The 18,124-nt window shown below is 62.2% G+C and carries 15 protein-coding genes; 10 read left to right on the forward strand and 5 right to left on the reverse strand.

What is annotated here, in order from left to right; genetic code table 11:
• Positions 1–159: 159 nt before the first annotated feature.
• On the reverse strand, positions 160–1,455 hold the full coding sequence (locus AC1RO0_RS25485; protein ID WP_498595371.1) for an ABC transporter substrate-binding protein: 1,296 nt from the start codon (positions 1,453–1,455) through the stop codon (positions 160–162).
• 150 nt (positions 1,456–1,605) lie between these two features.
• Here AC1RO0_RS25485 and AC1RO0_RS25490 point away from each other — a divergent pair, with 150 nt between their 5' ends.
• From AC1RO0_RS25490 to AC1RO0_RS25505, 4 genes are all read left to right on the forward strand, one after another.
• Positions 1,606–2,628: a LacI family DNA-binding transcriptional regulator gene (locus AC1RO0_RS25490; protein WP_498595372.1), complete on the forward strand. Its 1,023-nt coding sequence runs from the start codon at positions 1,606–1,608 to the stop codon at positions 2,626–2,628.
• A 41-nt stretch (positions 2,629–2,669) separates the two neighbouring features.
• The gene (locus AC1RO0_RS25495; RefSeq protein ID WP_498595373.1) at positions 2,670–4,526 is read left to right on the forward strand and encodes a DUF2264 domain-containing protein; all 1,857 of its coding nucleotides are present in this window, start codon (positions 2,670–2,672) and stop codon (positions 4,524–4,526) included.
• Entirely contained in the window at positions 4,523–5,545 is a 1,023-nt protein-coding gene (locus AC1RO0_RS25500) for a hydroxyacid dehydrogenase (RefSeq protein WP_498595374.1), read from the forward strand. Before AC1RO0_RS25495 ends, AC1RO0_RS25500 begins: the two co-directional genes overlap by 4 nt.
• 114 nt (positions 5,546–5,659) lie before the next feature.
• Positions 5,660–6,247 carry a transglycosylase SLT domain-containing protein gene (locus AC1RO0_RS25505; protein ID WP_498595375.1) on the forward strand — a complete coding sequence of 196 codons (588 nt, stop codon included), beginning with the start codon at positions 5,660–5,662 and terminating at the stop codon, positions 6,245–6,247.
• Between the two features lie 15 nt (positions 6,248–6,262).
• On the opposite strand, the gene AC1RO0_RS25510 is transcribed toward AC1RO0_RS25505, so the two are convergent.
• The 4 genes from AC1RO0_RS25510 to AC1RO0_RS25525 form a co-directional block, all read right to left on the reverse strand.
• On the reverse strand, positions 6,263–7,528 hold the full coding sequence (locus AC1RO0_RS25510) for a Gfo/Idh/MocA family protein (RefSeq protein ID WP_498595376.1): 1,266 nt from the start codon (positions 7,526–7,528) through the stop codon (positions 6,263–6,265).
• A 159-nt stretch (positions 7,529–7,687) separates the two neighbouring features.
• Complete coding sequence (locus AC1RO0_RS25515; RefSeq protein WP_498595377.1) at positions 7,688–9,100, reverse strand: mandelate racemase; 1,413 nt, start codon at positions 9,098–9,100, stop codon at positions 7,688–7,690.
• A gap of 270 nt (positions 9,101–9,370) precedes the next feature.
• Positions 9,371–10,516, reverse strand: a complete 1,146-nt coding sequence (locus AC1RO0_RS25520) for a Gfo/Idh/MocA family protein (protein WP_498595378.1) — start codon at positions 10,514–10,516, stop codon at positions 9,371–9,373.
• Positions 10,517–10,651: 135 nt separating this feature from the next.
• Positions 10,652–11,347: a TetR/AcrR family transcriptional regulator gene (locus AC1RO0_RS25525; RefSeq protein WP_498595379.1), complete on the reverse strand. Its 696-nt coding sequence runs from the start codon at positions 11,345–11,347 to the stop codon at positions 10,652–10,654.
• A 182-nt stretch (positions 11,348–11,529) separates the two neighbouring features.
• On the opposite strand from AC1RO0_RS25525, the gene AC1RO0_RS25530 reads away from it, so the two are divergent.
• The 6 genes from AC1RO0_RS25530 to AC1RO0_RS25555 all read left to right on the forward strand — a co-directional run bounded on the left by AC1RO0_RS25530 (position 11,530) and on the right by AC1RO0_RS25555 (position 17,961).
• Positions 11,530–12,813, forward strand: a complete 1,284-nt coding sequence (locus AC1RO0_RS25530; protein WP_498595380.1) for an ABC transporter substrate-binding protein — start codon at positions 11,530–11,532, stop codon at positions 12,811–12,813.
• A 43-nt stretch (positions 12,814–12,856) separates the two neighbouring features.
• Complete coding sequence (locus tag AC1RO0_RS25535) at positions 12,857–13,786, forward strand: carbohydrate ABC transporter permease (protein ID WP_498595577.1); 930 nt, start codon at positions 12,857–12,859, stop codon at positions 13,784–13,786.
• The gene (locus AC1RO0_RS25540) at positions 13,779–14,663 is read left to right on the forward strand and encodes a carbohydrate ABC transporter permease (protein WP_007692235.1); all 885 of its coding nucleotides are present in this window, start codon (positions 13,779–13,781) and stop codon (positions 14,661–14,663) included. The genes AC1RO0_RS25535 and AC1RO0_RS25540 overlap by 8 nt, the downstream gene beginning before the upstream one ends.
• Before the next feature lie 73 nt (positions 14,664–14,736).
• Entirely contained in the window at positions 14,737–15,762 is a 1,026-nt protein-coding gene (locus AC1RO0_RS25545; protein WP_498595381.1) for a Gfo/Idh/MocA family protein, read from the forward strand.
• A gap of 7 nt (positions 15,763–15,769) precedes the next feature.
• The gene (locus AC1RO0_RS25550) at positions 15,770–16,840 is read left to right on the forward strand and encodes a Gfo/Idh/MocA family protein (protein WP_498595382.1); all 1,071 of its coding nucleotides are present in this window, start codon (positions 15,770–15,772) and stop codon (positions 16,838–16,840) included.
• Positions 16,841–16,881: 41 nt separating this feature from the next.
• Positions 16,882–17,961 (forward strand): ABC transporter ATP-binding protein, encoded by a 1,080-nt coding sequence (locus tag AC1RO0_RS25555; protein WP_498595578.1) that lies wholly within the window; start codon positions 16,882–16,884, stop codon positions 17,959–17,961.
• The last annotated feature ends 163 nt before the right edge of the window (positions 17,962–18,124 follow it).

Raw genomic sequence — 18,124 nt, forward strand, 5'->3', positions numbered from 1 at the left:
AACCAAATCAGAAGACCTTTAGAGAATCCTTTTTCCTCAACAATTCAATCCAATAGAAACCATATGCGATTCCCCTGCCCCTCAAGGGGAGAGATGTCGCGACAGCGACAGAGGGGGGTAGCCTCTCCGCCTACTGTGAAGCCTGAGCTGAGCCTCCGCTCAGCTCCTCCGCTTCAATTTTGTCGCCCCCTCTTCCACCAGTCTCTTCGCCGCCTCAGCGACCGTGATCTTGCCGAAGGCGAGCTGGTCGGCGACGGGGCGCATGACGTTCTGGTCGAACTCTTGCGAACCGAGCGGTGCAGGCACCGGATAGGTTCCGACCTGATCCTTCAACAGCTCGATATATTTCACCGTCTGCTGCTCGACCGGGTTCAGTGTCGGCAGGATGGCGGCGCGCACAGCCGGCGACATCGGCACGCCGCGCTCGACGCCGAGTATCTTGCCGGCATCGGGATCGTTGACGAAGAAGTTGATGAACTTCGCGGCCGCCTCGCCATTCTTGCTGCTGGCGCCGACGCTCCAGATCAGGGCCGGGCGATAGTAGTGGCCTGAGGGGCCGTCCTTCTTTTCGCGCGGCAGCATGGTGACGGCGAGCTTGCTCTTGACCACGAGCTGATAGCCGACGAGCTGGTTGGAATAGGCCATGCCGATAGCGGATTTGCCGAGCGCCAGGCAGTTGCTCTCGATGACGTTCTGGTCGAGCGTCTGGACATCGGCCGAGACCGTGCCGCCGCGCTGGCGCAGATCTTCCCAATAGGAATACCATTCCTTGGCGTCGTCGACACTGAAGCCGAGACCGCCCTCATCCGTGTAAAGGCTCTTGCCGCGCTGACGCAGCCAGGCATCGAGCACATAGTTGTAGCGTGCGCCATAGGGGCCGCCCCAATAGCCGCGCTTGCCGGCCGCCTTGGTCATTTCCACGGCGAGATCGGCATAGTCTGCCCATGTCGTCGTCGGGCCGGGCGGCGTCAGGCCGGTCTTCTTGAACATGTCCTCGTCATAGAACATGGCAAAGGAGTTGAGCCCGAGGCCGACACCATAGAGCTTGTTGTCGACGGTGGTCAGCTTCAGTACGTCCTTGCCGAAACTGTCCACATTCAGCGTCGAAGACACGAATTGGTCGAGCGGCATGCAGGCGCCGCGCTTGGAATAGTCCGAAATCGTGCTCGGCTCGAGCTGGAAGACGTCCGCTATGTTCTGGCTGGCCATGCCGGTCGCGAGCTTTGCCCAGTAGCCGTCGCCGCTGATGCTTTCGCCGACGACGGAAATATCCGGGTTCTTGCTATGAAACAGCTCGGCGACGCCGATCGTGCGCTTGCCGCGATCGGGCGAGCCCCACCACATCGCCCGCAATTGCGTCGCATCGGCAAAGGCGGGCATGGCCCCTCCACCAAAAGCGAGGCCGGCCGCGGCACCGGCAGTTCCGATCATGAATGAACGACGATTCAGGCGCATGAGATTCCTCCTTCTCTTGCGTTGCTATCCGCGACGATCTCCCCGACGCCTACTGCGGATAATTCTGCGGGAGGATATGCAACTTCATTGCGAAACGCAAGAAACAATCTTTTTCTTGCAAATTTGCATGATTTGCATAATTATTGCGATATGAACGAACTTCGATCCAAACGCATCACCCAAGCCGATATTGCCAGCAGGGCCGGCGTCTCCGTTTCCACCGTGTCGCGGGTGCTGACCAACGAGCCCGGCATCAGCGACACGATCCGCCAGCAGATCTTCAAGGTGGCGAGCGATCTCGGCTACCCCCTGAAGGCCGCCGCCGATAGCATGCCCGGCGGGCTGGCGCTGATTGCCAGCGACAGCGCCACCGGCGGCCTCAGCGTCTTCTACGAAGGCATTCTCGAGGGCTTGCGCGCCGGTGCCGCCGAGCGCGGTATGCCTTTCGATATTCGCCTCGTCCGCGAGGCGAGGACCTCGCCGGAGCATATCCAGGAGCAGCTTCAGGCGGCTGGTGCCGAGGGGCTGTTCCTCGTCGGCATCGACCCGCCCGACGATCTGCGCCCCTGGCTGGAGGATAGCGGCACGCCGACCGTGCTCGTCAACGGAACCGACCCGAAACTGCGCTTCGATGGCGTCTCGCCCTCAAACTTCTTCGGCGCTTATGCCGCGACCCGCCGGCTGCTCGATGTCGGCCATCGCCGCATCCTGCATTTTACCGGCTCCCACCGCCAGACGATCCGCGAACGCGTCCGCGGCTTCGAAGCGGCGATCGCATCCGTGGAAGGCGCCGAAGGCCGGCTGGTGCCGATGACATTCCGCGGCAGCTCCAGCCAGGAGGCCCATGATACCACCGCCGCTATCCTCGCCGGGGACCGCAGCTTCACCGCCGCCTTCTGCATGAACGATTTCATCGCCGTTGGCGTGCTCGATGCCGTGGCGGAAGCCGGTCTGCGCGTGCCCGACGATTTCGCCATTATCGGCTTTGATGACCTGCCCTGCGCCCTGATGACCAATCCGCGTCTCGCCACCATGCGCGTCGACCGCGCCGCTCTCGGGCGCGAAGCCATCAACCTGATGATCGCTCGCTTCCGCGACCGCGACGCGCCTGCCCGCCAAGTCTGCCATGCCGTCACACCTGTCCCCGGCGGCACCCTTCCGCCCGAAACCTGAAGCGCGTCTCCTGCCGAGGCGACCAAGCAAGAGCCAAACCGATGATCTACGATCCCGTCAGCACCAATCCGCTCGCCGGCAATCCGCTTAGAAACCGCGCCGACATGCGTTGCGCACTGACCGACCTGTTCGATCCGCTGTTGCCCTATTTCTCCAAGGGTAACGCCCGCGTCCGCATCGACGCCGCCGGCGCGCATTTCGACCGGGCCGCCGCCGATCTCGAAGGCTTTGCCCGCCCGCTCTGGGGCCTTGCCCCGCTCGGCGCCGGCGGCGGAGATTTCGCCCATTGGGGCCGCTTTGCCGAGGGGCTGGCCAATGGCGTCGACCCTGCTCATCCGGAATATTGGGGCGGTGTCAACGGCCGTGACCAGCGCATGGTCGAACTCGCCGCCCTTGGCTTCGCGCTGGCGCTGGTGCCGGAGAAGATCTGGGAGCCACTGGATGCCCGTGCGCGCGGCAACCTCATCGCCTATCTCAAGCATGCCCGCACCTTCGACTATGCCGACAACAACTGGCGCTTCTTCCGTGTGCTGGTGGATATCGCGCTGGACCGGCTCGGCGCCACCTTCGACCGCAGCCTGACGGAGGATTATCTAAGGGAACTGGACGGCTTCTATATAGCAGACGGCTGGTATCGCGACGGCAATATCCGGCGCATCGACCACTACGTTCCCTTCGCCATGCATTTCTACGGGCTGATCTATTCCAAGCTCGTCAATGACGACCGCGCCGAGCGCTACCGCGAGCGCGCGGTGCTGTTCGCCAAGGATTTCCGCCACTGGTTCGCTCCCGATGGCGCGACCATCCCCTTCGGCCGCAGCCTGACCTATCGCTTCGCCTGCGCCGGCTTCTGGTCGGCGCTGGCCTTTGCCGATGTCGAGGCGCTGCCCTGGGGCGAGGTCAAGGGACTTTGCCTCCGGCACCTGCGCTGGTGGGCCGACAAGCCGATCGCCAATCGCGACGGCACGCTGCCGATCGGCTACGCCTACCCCAACTTGCTGATGTCGGAAAACTACAATTCCGCCGGCTCGCCCTATTGGGCCTTCAAAGCATTCCTGCCGCTGGCGCTCCCCGAGACTCATCCTTTCTGGACCGCCGAGGAAAAGCCGCAGGCCGCCGAGCCTTCAATCGTCCCACTCAAGCATCCCGGCATGGTGATGATGCGCAGCAAGGCTGATGTCGTGGCGCTGTCGTCCGGCCAGGAAAATCAGCAGATGCGCTTCGGGGCGGAGAAATACGCCAAGTTCGCCTATTCCGCCCGCTATGGCTTCAGCATCGAAAGCGACGAGCGTTTCTTTACCGGCGGCGCCTTTGACAGCATGCTCGCCTTCAGCGATGACGGCCTGCATTACCGCGTCCGCGAGACCAATCAGGAGGCAAAGCTCGCCGGCAATATGCTCTATGCCAAATGGTCGCCCTTGGCCGACGTGAGCGTCGAAACCTGGCTAATCCCCGCCGCCCCATGGCATATCCGCCTGCACAGGATCGTTACGCCGCGACCGTTGCAAACGGCCGAAGGCGGCTGCGCCATTGCCAGGCGGGATTTCGAGGCCGACACGCTCTCGTCCGGCAAAGGTGTGGCCTATGCCATCGGTGAGGAGGATTTCAGCGGCATTCTCGATCTCGGCTCGACCATCGCCCGCGACGGCGTGGCACAGAAAGCGCCGCCGAACACCAACCTGATCGCCGCCAAGACGTTGGTGCCGCAATTGCGCGGCACGATCCCGGCAGGCGAAACCGTTCTCGTCTCCGCCATCCTCGCCGAGCGCGATCCCTCGGCCGTCTCCGGCGCCTGGACGAAGCCACCCGCAAAACCCGACATCGACGCCCTGCGCGCCCTAGTCGCCGAGAAAGGCATCACCGTCAGCGCCATCGAAGCACCGGGACGCCTGCCATGACACCATCCGCCTCCCGCCCGACCGTTGCTTTCGCCATGCAGCCTTCGCGCACCCAGCATGTCGTACCGCCCGCTCTGATCCAGCGCCTCGACATGATCGCCCGCGTGCTCGATAGTGAGCCGATGGTGCGCTTCGACGACGACAGGGCGCGCAAGCTGCTCGGCGAAACGGAGATCCTGATCACTGGCTGGGGTTCGCCGCCCATCAACGAGGCTGCACTGGCGCAGGCACCGCATCTGAAGCTGGTGGCACATGCGGCCGGCACCGTGAAGGGCCTGATCGAGGACGGTCTGTTCGACAGGAACATAGTCGTCAGCCATGCGGCACAGGCCAATGCGCTGCCGGTTGCCGAATTCACCCTTGCGGCAATCATCTTTGCCGGCAAGCAGGTCTTCCGCTTTCGCGACCTCTATGTCGCCGACCGCAACCGCGCCCGCACGCTGCCGATCCAGGCCGAAGCCATCGGTAATTACGGCCGCACGGTCGGCATCATCGGCGCATCGCGCATCGGTCGGCGGGTAATCGAACTGCTCGCGCCCTTCGACTACCGGATCCTGCTTTACGATCCGATGGTCGATGAGACAGAAGCGGCGCGTCTCGGCGTCGAGAAGACCGAACTCGACGCGCTGATGGCAAGCGCCGATATCGTCTCGCTGCACGCGCCTTCGCTGCCGGCGACGCGGCATATGATCGACGCGCACCGCCTGTCCCTGATGAAACCCGGTGCCACCTTCATCAACACGGCGCGCGGCGCACTGGTCGACGAAGCCGCCCTGCTCGCCACCCTGAAAACCGGTCGGATCGATGCGATCATCGACGTCACCGATCCGGAAATCCCGGAGGCAAGCTCGGCCTTTTACGACCTGCCGAATGTCTTCCTGACGCCGCATATCGCCGGCGCCGTCGGCCTGGAGCGCTCCCGCCTCGGCGAGATGGCAGTGGACGAGGCCATCCGCTTCATCGAGGGCAAAACGCTGCTCCATGAAATCCGCCGCGAGGATCTGGCGCGCATGGCATGACGCAACGCAGCAATTTCACGAAAACACCCCGAAATCGCCCCATTTCGGCACGCTTGGAAAACCCGTTTTTAATCATTCCCGGCTAGCAATCTCTTTAGCGAAGAGGTTCTAGTCATGCGTACTCGCGTTCTTTCCATTCTGGCTGTCTTGCTGCTCGGCGTGCTGGCGAGCTGCGCTACCGCGCCCACCCGTACCCGCAATGTCTGCGCGATCTTCGATCAGCGCGACGGCTGGTTCAACAATTGGCAGCGGGCGGCCGAGCGCACCGAGCGTAAATACGGCGTTCCCGTGCCGATCCTGATGGCGACGATCTACACCGAATCCGGCTTCCGACCGCGCGCCCGGCCGCCCAGACGATATTTGCTCGGCTTCATTCCCTGGAAGCGCCCATCAAGCGCCTACGGCTTCTCGCAGGCGCTTGACGGCACCTGGGAGAAGTACAAGAGCGAGACGGGCAACTGGGGCGCTAGCCGCACCAGCTTCTCCGACGCCATCGATTTCGTCGGCTGGTATCACTATCGGACGCACCTTGAGACCGGCATCGCGCTCAACGATTCCTACGATCTCTATCTCGCCTATTATTCCGGCACGAAGGGCTATCTGCAGGGGGCATGGCGCGGTAATGCGACGGCGCTCGCCGGCGCAAAACGCTTCAACGGCATGACGGCACTTTACGCGCAGCAACTGCCGGGCTGCAACTAAGGACGGCGCGCGCCTTTACGGCCGCGCCTCCAGCAGGTTCAAACCACCGTCCTCGCCCCAGATATCGGCGATCGAGACCTGCTGGCCGGTGCGGCTGCTTTCCAGCGCCGCGATGCCACAGAGAACTGACATTGCGCCCGCGCGTGAACCGGCGCGCTGTCTCAGCTCATCGTTCGGCCCGGACCGTAGCAGCATGTTGCGCAGCCGGTCGTCGCCGCCATAGTGGCCGCCGGAAGAATGCGGCACCCAGATGCGCTCGACATCGCCAAAATTCTTCATGACAACGATTTCGTCCGCCGGTGGCGTCGTCCATTTCTGCTTCTCATATTGCCGCATCTCGATACGGCCCTTGTGACCGTTGAAGGCGATGTGATGGCCTTCGATCGGCATGTAGGTGTTCAGCGAGTAGGAGACGTTGACGCCGTTGCGGTAACGGATAGAGGAAACCATCGTGTCGGGAATGTCGATATCCTCGCGGAAGACGCAGGCGTCGCGGACATAGCCGTCGACGGCGGACGGGTCCTCATAGAGGCTTTCGAGCAGCGGCGTCGCGCCGATATCGAGATAGTAATCGCACTCGTCCTTGTACCGACAGCCACGACAGCGTTCGCCGCGGAAGGGGCCTTTGCGGCCATAATGCTTGAGATCGGCGAAGGCCGAGACCGTTTCCGGATCGGAATCCAGATACCAGTTCAGAAGATCGAAATGATGCGTCGCCTTGTGGACAAAGAGGCTGCCGGAATTTTCGACGAAGGCATGCCAGCGGCGGAAATAATCGGCGCCGTGGCTGGTATCAAGGTACCAATGAAAATCAACGGAGGTGACGTCGCCGATGACGCCGGAATTGATCAGCTCCTTGATCTTCGCCGCCGTCGGGGCGAAGCGGTAGTTGAAGGAAACGTCGAGCCGCTTGCCGGTCCGCGCCTCGGCATCGAGAATGCGTTTGATCTTGTCGACCGTCGTCGTCATCGGCTTTTCGCTGATGACATTGGCGCCGGCCTCCATCGCCTTGACGATCAGGTCGTCATGGCTGGAATCGCGCGTGCAGACGATGACGAGATCCGGCTTTTCGACCCGCAGCAGCTCGTCGAAATCGGTATAGACCGGCACCTGGGCGCCGATGTACTCCAGCGCGCGCTTGGCCCGCATCGCATTGAGATCGCAAACGGCGACGAGCTCGACCTCGTTGCCCCAGCGTTCGACCAGATCCTTGCCCCACATGGTGGCGCCGCGATTGCCGGTTCCGACCAGGGCATAGCGCTTCTTCGATGACGACGGCATGTTCTTCCTCCAGAGTCTCGTTACTCCTTCTCCCCTCGGGGAGAAGGTGCCCAAAGGGCGGATGAGGGGGTGGCGCGGCAAATTCGGCGAGGCCTTACGGTGCAACGCCCCCTCAACCCGCGCGTACCGCGCGCCCTTCTCCCCGCTGGGGAGAAGGAATCATCTCTCCATCGCGCTCCAGTCGGGCGCAATGGACGAACCGAGACCGATGGCGCCGACGACCGAGCCGATGGCGATCCTGCCGCCTTCGATCCTCAGCCGCGTTCGCCCGTCGCGAACGGCATAGAGATCATCATGCGCCCGCGCGAAAGCGGCCTGCTCGGCTTCGGGCGCGCCGGCCATGCCGTCGACATAGTGGTGACCATTGCGCTCGATATGCGTCATGCCGATCAGCGAGGCGAGCGCCAGATCCTGCTGCACGGCAAGGCCGCCCTGCGTCGTCAGGTCTTCCGCCGACATGAAATAGGCAATGCCATCGTCAGCGCTCCACTTGTCGACGCGCGCCCTGTTCAAGAGCGAGCGATAGAACCCCTTGCAGGATTTCGAGGAGATGCCGGTGTAACCCAACCGCTTCGCCGTAACGAAGGCGTCGATATCGGCATCGGATTCATCGATTTCGACCGGCTTGAAGGCGGCAAGCGCCGTCACCGGCTTTTCGAAAGCATAGGCGCGGGCGATCGGTTGCTCCACAAACAGGATCGAGGCCGCAAACCGCACCAGCCTCGGCTCGGCCCGGATCCGCGCCAACAAATCGGCCACCGCCTCGGCGGACGAAAATTGTTCGTTACCATCAAGCGTCACCGAATAGGTTGGCACCTTGGCGTCGATCACCGTGGCAATGCGGCAAAGGCGATCGATATCGGCATCGGGAACGCCTGACACCTTCACCTTGAAGAAGGTCAGGCCGTAGGCATCGATCGCCTCTTCAAAGCTCTCCGGCAGCCCATCGTTGAGACGCTCGCCCTCTGCAATATCGCGCGTCTCTATGGCATCGACGAGGCCGACGGTGTGGCGGGCGGCAAGGCTCCGGGCCGGCGCCAATGTCAAAAGAAAGCCTGAGAGATCGAAACCTTCGAGATCCGGCGTGGTCGACGCATCGATGCCGGGACGGTTGGCCTTGATCGCCTGCGCGACCGTCAACCCCTCCAGCCGGCAGAGGGCATCGAGGATGGCCCGGTTGGCGAGCGCCAGGCCGAAGGAGGCAACCAGACCGTTCAGCTTTTCAGCCGCAGCACGCGCATGATGGGCCGCTTCGACGGCCGCATGCAGCGTGAAGGCCGTCTCCAATCCCGCACCTTGCAAGGCGTCGAGCGCCAGCGCCAGCGAGCGGCGAAGCTGGTTTTCATTATCGGCATTGGTGAGCTCTGGCGATTTGTCGAACCATTTCGGCACCATCAACTCCGCCGCCATCCCGCTTGCCGAACGGCCGTGGGCATCCTCTACGCGGACCCGCAGAAAAATCTGCCGCGCCTCCCGCAGCGTCGCAGCTCCAAAGCGGAAGGGAAGCCGCAGCTTGACGGGACGCTCGAAAGCCTCCGCCTCGACAAGTCTGATTTTCAATGGCTCGGTCATGGTTTAGACGGCTCCCGTGATCATCAGGCAAGTCTGCCTATGCCGCATCCGCGTGCATGGCCCCTCACCCCAGCCCTCTCCCCGCAAGCGGGGCGAGGGAGCTCTATCCTGCCAGATGCGGCCTCCTAGGAAAGACGCCAGCAGTTGTTTCACTCGGTTGCCCCCTCTCCCCGTACAAACGGGGAAAGGGCTGGGGTGAGGTGCCAGGCACAAAGTCGCGCCAACAGCACCCCATCCTGACCATCCCGAGGCCAAAAGAGCCAACATCCCCTATATCTCCAGCGGCTCGACATCCAGCCAGCGGCGTTCAGCCCAGCTTTTCAGGCCGAGAGAGGCGAGCTGCACGCCTTTGGCGCCTTCCGTCAGCGTGTAGCGCCAGGGCGCGTCTTCGAGCACATGGCGCAGGAACATTTCCCACTGGATCTTGAAGCCATTGTCATAGACCTGATTGTCCGGCACCTCGTCCCAGGTGTCGAAGAAATCGATCGTCTGCGGCTGATCCGGATTCCACACCGGCTTCGGCGTATTGACGCGGTGCTGCGTGAAGCAACGGGTCAAGCCGGCCACGGCCGAACCATGCGTACCGTCCACCTGGAAGGTGACGAGATCGTCGCGGCGGACGCGCACGGCCCAGGAGGAATTGATATGGGCGACGATACCGCCTTCGAGTTCGAAAGTGGCGTAGGCCGCATCGTCGGCATCGGCGACATAGCGCCGGCCAGCCTCGTCGACACGTTCGGGGATGTGGGTGGCGCCAAGGCAGCTGATCGCCTTCACCGGCCCGAAGAGATTGTCGAGCACATAGCGCCAATGGCAGAGCATATCGAGAATGATGCCGCCGCCGTCCCCCTTGCGGTAGTTCCACGACGGCCGCTGCGCCGTCTGCCAGTCGCCCTCGAACACCCAGTAGCCGAACTCGCCGCGCACCGAGAGGATCTTGCCGAAGAAGCCGCTGTCGCGCAGCATGGCGATCTTGCGAAGTCCGGGCAGGAACAGCTTGTCCTGCACCACGCCGTTCTTCAGGCCGGACGCCTTGGCTTTGCGGGCGAGCGCCACGGCCGCATCAAGATCGTCCGAGATCGGCTTTTCGCAATAGATGTGCTTACCGGCGTCCAAAGCCTTGGAGACCAGCTCGGCGCGCATCTGCGTCGTCGCCGCATCGAAGAAGATCGCATCATCGGGATCGGCGAGCGCGCCGTCGAGATCGGTGGTCCAGCGCTCGATACCATATTTGCGCGCCAGCTCCTCCAGCCGCGCCGCATTGCGGCCGACAAGGACCGGATCGGGCATGACGCGTTCGCCGTTCGACAGCAGCACGCCGCCTTCGGCGCGCAACGCCACGATCGAGCGGATGAGATGCTGGTTCAGCCCCATGCGTCCCGTGACGCCGTGCATGATGATCCCGATGCGTTTCATGATCCCTCCCGATCGTTTGATCCGACTCCCTCCCGAGTCAGGAAAGCAAAGGTTTGGCCGCGCAGGCAATGTAACTATATAGTTACACGATGGCGCGATCCGTCCGGGCTTGTCAATCGCCTTTCGAAAATTTCTCTAGGCCTTGATCGAGGCGAGCGTCACCGAGACGATATGCTCGCCCCAGGCCTTCAGCGCATCAGGCGCCGTCAGCTTGCGGGCAAAAATCGTCGATAGCGTATGGCGGTTGGACAGATAGAAGAAACCGAGCGCCGCGACGGTCAGGTAGACGGATACCGGATCGACCGCCGGCCGGAAGAGGCCGGCTGCTTCACCACGTCGCAGCACGCCGGCCAGCTCGGCAATGAAATGCGAATGCATCGCCAGTATCTTGTCGGAGCGCTTGAGATAACGTGCCTCGTGCAAGTTTTCGGTGACAAGCAGGCTCAGGAACTCCGGATGCTCAAGAAAATGATGCCAGGTGAACAGCGCCAGTTCCCGCATTCCCTCCTCGGGATTGCGGTTGGCGAGATCCAGTTGTTTCTCGGCACTGCGGATCTCCGCATAGGTCGCTTCCAACACGGCGACATAGAGGCCCTCCTTGTCGCCGAAATAGTGATAGAGCATGCGCTTGTTGGTCTGCGCCCGCGCCGCGATCGCATCCACCCTGGCGCCGCCGAAGCCATGCGCGGCGAATTCCGCCGTCGCCGCATCCAGGATCATGGCATGGGTGCGTTGCGGATTGCGCGGCACCTTCTTCGGCTTGGCGATCGCATTGCCATCCACCTCGGCCTTTGCGGATTTTTCAGGTCCTTGCCCTGCCTTTGTCGCCATTGGCATTTCCCCTCCCCGATCCATCTCTCTTACGACGAATGCCTCAAGCTTCAACGCGCGCCGTTTTGATTGTGATACGATTGGCGCTTGACAGCGGTCGCGTTTCTATCCAACTTGTAACCAAATAGTTATATCTTGCATAGCAGTTCGTAGATCATCGGTTAACTGGGGAGGAGACCAGGATGACTTTAACGATCGACCGCCGGCAATTGCTTGCCGGCATGGCAGCAACGCTTGCTTTCGGCAGTATCGGACTTGGCCGCGCCAATGCGGCAACCGCGATGCGGCTTCTTTGGTGGGGGTCCAAGGAACGCGCCGACCGCACATTCGCAGCCGTCAAAGCCTACCAGGCCAAGAACCCGGATGTTTCCATCGCCGGCGAAACCTTCGGCTGGGACAGCTATTGGACGCGCCTCGCCACGCAGACCGCCGGCGGCAATGCGCCCGACCTCATCCAGATGGACTATCGCTACATCTTCGAATATGCGCGCCGCGGCACGCTGCTCGATATGACGCCCTACCTCGGCAAGAGCCTTACGATCGAGGATTTCGGCGCCCCGAACATCGATTCCGGCAAGGTCGACGGCAAGATCTATGGCGTCAATCTCGGGGTCAATTCCTCGATGGTCGTCGTCAACTCTGCCGCCTGGCAGGAAACCGGCGTCGAGCAACCGCATGATGGCATCACCTGGGAGCAGCTCGGTGACGCCTGCGCCAAATTCACGGCCGCCAAGAAGCGCCGTGGCGTTTACGGCACCGGCGATGAAAGCGGCGGAGAACCCGCCCTCGAATGCTGGCTGCGCCAACATGGCAAGGCGCTTTACACCGCCGACGGCAAGCTCGGCTTCGAGGCCAAGGATGCCGCCGATTGGTTCGCTTTCTGGGCCGAATTGCGCAAAAGCGGCGCCTGCGTGCCGGCCGACGTGCAGGCGCTCGACCAGCAGACCATTGAAACCGACACGCTCGTGACCAAGAAGTCGGCTGTCAGCTACGCCCATTCCAATCAGTTCGTCGCCATCCAGGGCCTCGTCAAGGAAAAGCTGGATCTGATCGCGTATCCCAGCAACCCCGACAGCAAGCCCGGCCAATATCTGAAGCCGTCGATGCTGATGTCGGTTTCGGCAAGTTCCGCCAACAAGGACGCCGCCGTCGCCTTCATCAACTATCTGGTCGAAAATCCGGATGGTGCCAAGACGCTCGGCGTCGAGCGCGGTGTTCCCGCCTCGCCGAAGATCCGCGATCTTCTGACACAGGACCTCGATGCAACGAGCAAGCAGGTCGTCGACTATATCGGGCGCCTGACGCCGCATGTCGGAGCATTGCCGCCGTCTCCGCCGAACGGTGCCGGCGAAAACGCGTTCCTCTTGAAGAAGATCGCCGAGGAAGTCGCCTTCGGCAAAAGCAGCGCGCAGGACGGCGCAACGAAATTCGTCGAACAGGCAGCAGCAAACGTAACGCGAGGCTGATACCGTGGGTACAAACAGCAACAGCGTTGCCGGTGGCCTCGCCATCGGCGCGAACGCGCGAGCGCGCACAGAGACCATTTACAAGGCACCGAGCGCATTCTCGCGCAATGCACCGGGCTACCTCTTTCTCCTGCCCTGGCTGATCGGCTTCTTCGGCCTGACGCTGGGGCCGGCGATCGCCTCGCTCTATCTGTCCTTGACCGACTATAACCTGCTGCAGGCGCCGGATTGGGTCGGGCTGGACAACTACGTGCGTATTGCCACCGCCGACGACAAGTTCATCTCGTCGATGAAGGTGACGCTGTTCTACGTGGTCTGTTCCGTGCCGCTGAAGCTTACCTTCGCGCTGTTGGTGGCGTTGTTGCTCAACCGCGGCATTCGCGGCCTGCCGGTCTATCGCGCCATCTTCTACCTGCCGTCGCTGCTCGGCTCCAGCGTCGCCATCGCCGTGCTCTGGCGGCAGATCTTCGATGCCGACGGCGTCGTCAACACGCTGCTCTGGTACTTGTTCGGCATCAACGGTCCGAGCTGGATCTCCAATCCGGACTATTCGCTCTATACGCTCGTGATCCTCGCCGTCTGGCAGTTCGGCTCGCCGATGATCATCTTCCTCGCCGGCCTCCGGCAGATCCCGACCGATCTCTATGAGGCCGCCAGCCTCGACGGCGCGTCCAAGGTGCGGATCTTCTTCAAGATCACCCTGCCGCTTTTGACGCCGGTGATCTTCTTCAACGCCGTCGTGCAGACCATCGACGCCTTTAAGGCCTTCACGCCGGCCTATGTAATTTCCTCCGGCACCGGCGGCCCGATCGACTCGACGCTGTTCTATACCCTCTACCTCTACCAGGAAGCCTTCGGCTACTTCCGCATGGGCTACGCCTCGGCGCTCGCCTGGATCCTGGTGATCATCATCGCGATCTTCACCGCCTTCTCCTTCCTCTCCGCTCGTTATTGGGTCCACTACGATGACTGACGCGAAGCTCACCCACTTTCCCGAAGACCTGAGCCCGCCGCGCGAGCGCCCCTGGTTCTTCTCCATCCTCATCCACATCGCGCTGATCGGTGCGTCGATCGTGATGCTTTATCCGCTGCTGTGGATGCTCTCCGGTTCGATCAAGGACCAGAACGAGATCTTCGGCACGGCATCGCTGATCCCGTCGCATTTCGACTTCAGCTCGTTTCCGCGCGGCTGGTTCGGCGGGCAGGTGAACTTCGGCTCCTTCGTCTGGAACTCCGTCGTCATCGCCGTGCTCTCGGTCATCGGCAATGTCATCTCCTGCTCGCTGGCTGCCTATGCCTTCGCGCGGCTGAACTTCTGGGGCAAGAATTTCTGGTTCGCGCTGATGCTCGGCACGCTGATGCTGCCCTATCATGTGACGCTGATCCCGCAATATATCCTCTTCCTCAAGCTCGGCTGGGTGAAGACCATGCTGCCGCTGGTCGTGCCGAAGTTCCTTGCGGTCGACGCCTTCTTCATCTTCCTGATGGTGCAGTTCTTCCGCGGCATACCGCGCGAACTGGACGAGGCGGCGATGATGGACGGGTGCAGCCCCTGGCGCATCTATTGGCGCATCATGCTGCCGCTGTCGCTACCGGTACTGGCGACGGCTGCCATCTTCTCCTTCATCTGGACCTGGGACGATTTTTTCGGTCCGCTGATCTATCTCTCCGATATCAACACCTACACGGTGCAGCTCGGCCTGCGCTCCTTCGTGGACTCGACCGGAAGCTCCGACTGGAGCAGCCTGTTCGCCATGTCGAGCCTCTCGCTGATCCCCGTCTTCCTGATCTTCCTGTTCTTCCAGAGGCTGCTGATCGATGGCATCGCCACGGCCGGCCTCAAACGCTGAAAACGAAAACGCGATCCCAGGAGCCTCGGAGCAATTGGAATCGCATCGCAAAATCCACTGAAAGGAATATCGCATGAGCGCCCTGCGCTTCGCCGCCATCGGTATCAACCACGATCACATCTACGGCCAGGTCAACGTCATGCTCCGGGCAGGCGCGGAACTGGTCGCCTTCCACGCCATCGAGGACGACCTTGCCGCCGTCTTCACAGAGCGCTTTCCGCAAGCAAAACGCGTTGCCGATAAAAGAGAGATCCTGGAGGATCGCTCCATCGCGCTGATCCTCAGCGCCGCGATTTCCAGCGAGCGCGCCGGCCTTGCGATTGAGGCCATGCGCCACGGCAAGGACGTGATGCTCGACAAGCCGGGCATGGTGACGCTGGATCAGCTCGCTGAGGTGCGCAGGGTACAGGCCGAGACCAAGCGCATCGTCTCCATCCTCTATTCCGAGCATTTCGAGACGGCCTCCACCGTCAAGGCCGGCGAACTGGTCAAGGCCGGCGCCATCGGCAAGGTCATCCACACGACGGGCCTTGGCCCCCACCGGCTGCGCAAGCCGACCCGGCCGGAGTGGTTCTTCGACCGCAAGCGCTATGGCGGCATCATCGCCGACATCGCCTCGCACCAATGCGAACAGTTCCTGTTCTTCGCCGGTTCGCTCGAAGCCGAAATCCTGTCGGCGACGGTCTCGAATCGCGCCAATCCCGAGACACCCGGCCTGCAGGACTATGGCGATTTCCATGTGAGAACGCCTGACGTCACCGGTTATGTCCGTGTCGACTGGTTCACCCCCGACGGGCTCTCCACCTGGGGCGACGGACGCCTGTTCATCGTCGGCACCGAAGGCACGATCGAACTGCGCAAATATCTCGACGTTGCCGGCCGTCCCGGCACGGACCATCTCTTCCTCACCGACCGCAAGGGCATGCAGCATATCGATTGCAGCGGGGTAGACCTGCCCTTCGGCCGGCAACTGGCCGCCGATATCCGCGACCGCACCGAAACCGCGATGGGGCAGGAACATTGCTTCAAGGCCATGGAGCTGGCGCTGAAGGCGCAGGCTCTGGCCGAAGCGACATCGCTCAACAGCTTGCAGAGGTAATCTGGACATGTCCGACATCAAGAAAGTCGCGGTCATCGGTCTCGGCATCGGCCGCTCCCATATTGTCGAGGGCTATCTGCCGCATTCCGACCGCTTCGAGGTTGCTGCCCTCTGCGATCTCAACGAGGAACGCCTGAACGCCGTCGGCGACGAATTCGGAATCGCCAGACGCCTCAAGGATTTCGTCGAGGTGCTGAACATGCCGGATATCGACATCATCGATATCTGCACGCCGCCCGGCTCGCATTTCGAAATGATCCTGCAGGCGCTCGCCGCCGGCAAGAGCGTCGTCTGCGAAAAGCCGCTGGTCGGCTCGCTCGCCGATATCGACGCCGTGATCGCCGCCGAAAAGACAGCCAAGGGCCGCCTGATGCCGATCTTCCAGTATCGCTACGGCGACGGCATCCAGAAGGCCAAGCGCATCATCGATGCCGGTACTGCCGGTAAAGCCTATGTCGCCACCTCGGAAACCCATTGGGTGCGCGGCGCCGACTACTATGCCGTTCCCTGGCGCGGCAAATGGGCGACGGAACTCGGCGGCGTGCTGATGACGCATTCGATCCACCTGCACGACATGCTGACCTATCTGATGGGACCGATATCAGGGCTCTTCGGCCGTGTCGCCACCCGCGTCAACGATATCGAGGTGGAAGATTGTGCCAGCGCCAGCCTGCTGATGGAAAACGGCGCGCTTGCAACAATCAGCGCCACGCTTGGCTCGCAGGAGCAGATCAGCCGCCTGCGCCTCTGCTTCGAAAACGTGATGATCGAGAGCAACCACGAACCTTACAGCCCAGGTCAGGACCCGTGGAAAATCGTACCCGCCAATGACGAGATTGCGGAGCAGATCGATGCGCTGCTGGCCGACTGGCAGCCGGTGCCGATCCGCTTCAACACGCAGATGAAGCTGTTCCACGAGGCGCTGGTGTCCGGCGGCCCGCTGCCTGTGACCACCGTCGACGCTCGTCAGGCGCTGGAACTGGTGACCGCCTTTTACGAATCGTCGGAAACGCGCACCGAGGTCCGTTTTCCGGTCGGGCCTGAAAGCACGAAATACAAGAGCTGGAGGCCGGTATGAACGTTGCCCCGCGAGCGATCAGGAACAAGGAGGATGCGCCCATGGCGACCAGCGTCTCGCTGCAGAAGATCATCAAGCGCTATGGCGAACTTCAGGTCGTCCACGGCATTGACCTGGAGATCGAACCGGGGGAATTCACCGTCTTCGTCGGCCCGTCCGGCTGCGGCAAGTCCACGCTGCTGCGCATGATCGCCGGGCTGGAGCCGATTTCCGGCGGCGCGCTCTATCTCGACGGCACCCGCATGAACGATGTTCCCGCCTCCAAGCGCGGCATCGCCATGGTGTTCCAGTCCTATGCGCTTTATCCGCATATGTCGGTCTACAAGAACCTCGCCTTTGGCCTGGAGACCGCCGGCATGAAGAAGCAGGACATCCACCCACGCGTCGAAAAGGCGGCCGAGGTCCTGCAGATCACCCAGCTCCTGCAACGCAAGCCGAAGCAGCTCTCCGGCGGCCAGCGCCAGCGCGTCGCCATCGGCCGCGCCATCGTGCGCGAACCGAACATCTTCCTCTTCGACGAGCCGCTCTCCAACCTTGATGCCGAGTTGCGCGTGCAGATGCGCGTCGAGATCGCCCGGCTGCACCAGCGGCTCGGCAACACCATGATCTACGTCACCCACGACCAGACCGAGGCCATGACCATGGCCGACAAGATCGTGGTGCTGAACGGCGGCAAAATCGAGCAGGTCGGCGCACCGCTCGATCTCTACAACAAGCCGAAGAACAAGTTCGTTGCCGGCTTCATCGGTTCGCCGAAGATGAACTTCCTCGGAGCAAAGATCGTCGCCTCGGACGACGGCTCCGCCGTCATCGACCTCAACGGCCAGACCATCCGCCTGCCGCGCCGGCTGGGCGGCATCCAGCCCGGAGACGCCGTCACGCTCGGCGCGCGGCCGGAACACCTGAATGTCGGCGATCGCGGCCTGGCGCTCGGCAGCGCCCATGTCGATCTGGTCGAACATCTCGGCGGCCAGACGATCCTCTATGCCACCCTGCACGGAGGCCAGTCACTGACCATCGCGCTGGAAGACCAGCAGGCGATCCGTGCCGGCGAAACGGTGAATATCCGCATCGATCCCGAGCGCTGTCATTTGTTCGGACCGGATGGGACAACGTTGTAAAAAGGCTGCTGACGCAGGTGGGGCCTATCTCGCCCCTGGTGGGCGAGAACGCAGAAGCTGGGGATTAGGCGAGGGTTCGTCCCTCGTCTAATTCTTGGTTTTTACAAGAGCGGGGGTAGGCAGGGACGCAATCAATTTTCGGCCTGTCAACGCAAGAACTGAC

The organism is Rhizobium sp. GW821-FHT14E12, assembly GCF_058803745.1.